At 42.9% G+C, this 3,096-nt stretch carries 5 protein-coding genes; 1 reads left to right on the forward strand and 4 read right to left on the reverse strand.

Annotated elements, in window-relative coordinates:
• Positions 1-335 (reverse strand): trimeric intracellular cation channel family protein (locus A3762_RS10285; RefSeq protein WP_197469192.1); only part of this gene is annotated, 335 nt, incomplete at its 3' end.
• Positions 336-341: 6 nt separating this feature from the next.
• Positions 342-1,289, reverse strand: coding sequence for an ADP-glyceromanno-heptose 6-epimerase (gene rfaD, locus A3762_RS10290; protein ID WP_068755304.1), 948 nt, complete (start codon positions 1,287-1,289; stop codon positions 342-344).
• A 101-nt stretch (positions 1,290-1,390) separates the two neighbouring features.
• Here rfaD and A3762_RS10295 point away from each other — a divergent pair, with 101 nt between their 5' ends.
• Positions 1,391-1,720, forward strand: coding sequence for a peptidylprolyl isomerase (locus A3762_RS10295; protein ID WP_068755306.1), 330 nt, complete (start codon positions 1,391-1,393; stop codon positions 1,718-1,720).
• Positions 1,721-1,794: 74 nt separating this feature from the next.
• On the opposite strand, the gene A3762_RS10300 is transcribed toward A3762_RS10295, so the two are convergent.
• Together A3762_RS10300 and A3762_RS28345 are read right to left on the reverse strand one after the other, a co-directional pair.
• On the reverse strand, positions 1,795-2,340 hold the full coding sequence (locus A3762_RS10300) for a NapC/NirT family cytochrome c (RefSeq protein WP_231878786.1): 546 nt from the start codon (positions 2,338-2,340) through the stop codon (positions 1,795-1,797).
• 543 nt (positions 2,341-2,883) lie between these two features.
• Positions 2,884-3,096 (reverse strand): DUF6756 family protein (locus A3762_RS28345; protein WP_231878787.1); only part of this gene is annotated, 213 nt, incomplete at its 5' end.

Consider the following 3,096-nt stretch of genomic DNA (forward strand, 5'->3'; position numbering starts at 1 on the left):
TGGCGCACTGCAGTTGCTGCACCAATAGCCGCAAATACGCCAAGACCGATCGCATCTGCAAAACGGACATAGTCCATATGCCTTTCGACGCGGTTAGCAAAGAAGAAAGCAATTAAACCGGCAGCGAGAGCTGTAAAAAAATAGGTCTCGTTAGTAAAGGCTGCTGGCGGGTGCACACCTAGAATCGCATCGCGCATAATGCCGCCACCAAGGCTCGTCGCCAAAGCTAGCACCAAAATACCGAGTAAATCTAAGTGGTATTTTGCACCGTCAAAACCTCCTGACAGCGCAAAAACGAAGACACCAAACAGATCGAAGTACAGCAACCATTCCATCGAAGATTAGGCGTCCTTATTAAGCCATGTCATATATTCACTGACCCCTTCAGCAACCGTCTTGAATGCTTGGTCATAGCCTGCAGCACGTAAGTTAGTCATGTCTGCCTGGGTAAAACTCTGATAACGGCCTTTTAAATGATCTGGGAAAGGAATGTACTCAACCTTTCCTCTGCCGTGAAAATCAATCACCGCGTCAGCCACGGCTTGGAAAGGTTCTGCCGCGCCTGTGCCTAAGTTATAAATCCCAGACTCAGCTTTGTTTTCCCAACACCAAAGATTCACATTGGCGACATCACCTACATAAACAAAGTCTCGCGTTTGACCACCGTTTGGATAACCGTCATAGCCTTCAAACAACTTAGGATTTTCGCCTGCCTTAATCTGCGTATTCAAGTGGAATGCAACACTCGACATCGAACCTTTATGTTGTTCGCGCGGCCCATATACATTGAAGTAACGGAAACCAATCACTTGAGATTCGACTTTAGGCAATATGCGACGTACATATTGATCAAACTGAAATTTCGAATAGCCATATACGTTCAGAGGCTTTTCGTGTTGACGCTCTTCTTTGAATATATCTGAGCCGCCATAGACTGCAGCAGATGACGCATACAGGAACGGGATTTTTTTATCTAAGCAGTATTCAAGCAACTCAACAGAATACTGGTAGTTGTTCTGCATCATAAACTTGCCATCCCACTCAGTGGTCGAAGAACAAGCACCTTCATGGAAAATAGCGTCGATATCACCCAAGGGAGCATCATCATCAAGCATCGCCAAGAAATCATCTTTATCGAGATAATCTGCAATGTCTAAGTCCACAAGATTCACAAACTTTGTACCATCACTTAGATCATCCACAACAATGATGTCTGTGCGCCCCTGATCATTCAGCGCCTTCACAATATTACTTCCGATGAAACCTGCACCGCCGGTTACGATAATCATAATGCTTTCCTTTGTTGGCTATCCGCCATAACAATAATTTCTTGCGCGCAATTATAGGTACTGATTGCCGACAAATACACTCTAGATACGAAAGGTGTACAATGCGCGATGATTTTCAAGACAATGATAGAGATATACTGCCGGAGACAAACGTGGCAACTGCAATGGCAAAGCACATACTAGTGAAGACAAGAGAGGAAGCGGAGCAGTTAAAAAAGCAGCTGATTCTTGGTAAATCTTTTGAGGCACTCGCCAAGAAACATTCAACTTGCCCATCCAAAAAAAAAGGTGGCGATCTAGGAGAAATCCGCAAAGGTCAGCTTGTTAAGCCCGTTGAGAAAGTAATTTTCACGCAGCCTCTCAAGAAAATTCACGGCCCTGTTAAAAGCCAATTCGGTTTTCATTTGATACAAGTGTATTACAGAGATTAAGTTCTTAGTTGTGGTTAAAATTGGGGTCAGAGTAAAAGTACTCTGACCCCAATTTTCGTTAATGAAGTCCTAGGCTACTGCCAACCTTCAACACCCTGCATATCGGGCAATTTATGCGCAATGCCTTTATGGCAATAGATACACGTTTTTTCTGCCGTAATCAGGAACTTAGAATGCATTGCCTGAGCTCGCGGACTCTGGCGATTGAAGTCCATCGATTCGGCACTATGGCAGTTTCGACACTCTAAAGAATTGTTCGACTTCAAGCGATCCCACTCATGCTGAGCAAGTTCCAAACGTTTTTCTAAGAATTTTTCGCGGGTATTGATCGTTCCAAAAACCTTACCCCACACTTCTTTCGATGCCTGCATTTTACGCGCAATCTTGTCCGTCCAATTATGCGGTACGTGGCAGTCTGGGCAAGTTGCACGAACACCCGAACGGTTGTTGTAGTGAATTGTTCCTTTTAGCTCTTGGTATACATTATCTTCCATCTCGTGACAGCTAATACAAAACTGCTCTGTATTGGTCACTTCGAGGGCGGTGTTAAAACCACCCCAGAAAATGATACCTGCGATAAACCCACCAAACACCAAGAAACCAAGAAACCAAGAAACCAAGAAACCAAGAGAGTAATGAACGGCGGATCGCTTTGCGAAATGTATAAACCGCTTAAAATCGGAAAGAAGAAAATTGCGATGAACCAAAACGCATTTCTTTATTCTTCTTTTGTAACAGGTGGTTCTTGTTCTGCTGCTTTATCTGTCATCGTTTAAGCAACCTTTGTAAGGCTTACATTTTGTAAGCTGTTTAATTTAATAGAATTCAATATTGTAAGGAATTCTTAGTTTTTTCTAAGCATTATTGAACTCAAATATGGGCTCTAAAGGATCAACATTATAAGCTGCAAGAAGAGAATTAACTGCACTAAATCGAGACTCAGCGCTAGCAAAATTCATGAAAAGTAAGTCATGCTTTCATCGCTTAAAACTTCTGCTGCTAGACATAAGCGGACGTCAGACAGGCAAGTTTTTAGCTGGGATTTATTTCGAGTTTATATAGTAAGCAGACATGAACGCCCAGATCAGCTGAATTTTATATTTGATGCGACGTGTGCTTCGCACGCAGCGTGGCAAATGTAAAATTTCCGCTGCATCGTCTTGTTAAGCGCTCCTTTGGTTTCTGATTTCGCCTTTAACAAAAACGGCACCATGATGGTTCTCGCAAACCAACCAAGACATCGATTTATTGACGATGTAATACTCAAAATATGGACTCTCTTCAAGTGTTCTCAAGATTGCTTGGCCTGTACCCTCTAACACCCAATATTTTCCGCATTCATCCGAAGCTATAAACCAATAAGTCTCAGCAAAATT

It is taken from the genome of Oleiphilus sp. HI0125 (assembly GCF_001635355.1).

What these genes read in the sequence shown, in the direction of transcription:
- rfaD (WP_068755304.1), bottom strand. Translation starts at nt 1,289, where the DNA reads ATGATTATCGTAACCGGCGGTGCAGGTTTCATCGGAAGTAATATTGTG.
- A3762_RS10295 (WP_068755306.1), top strand. Translation starts at nt 1,391, where the DNA reads ATGCGCGATGATTTTCAAGACAATGATAGAGATATACTGCCGGAGACA.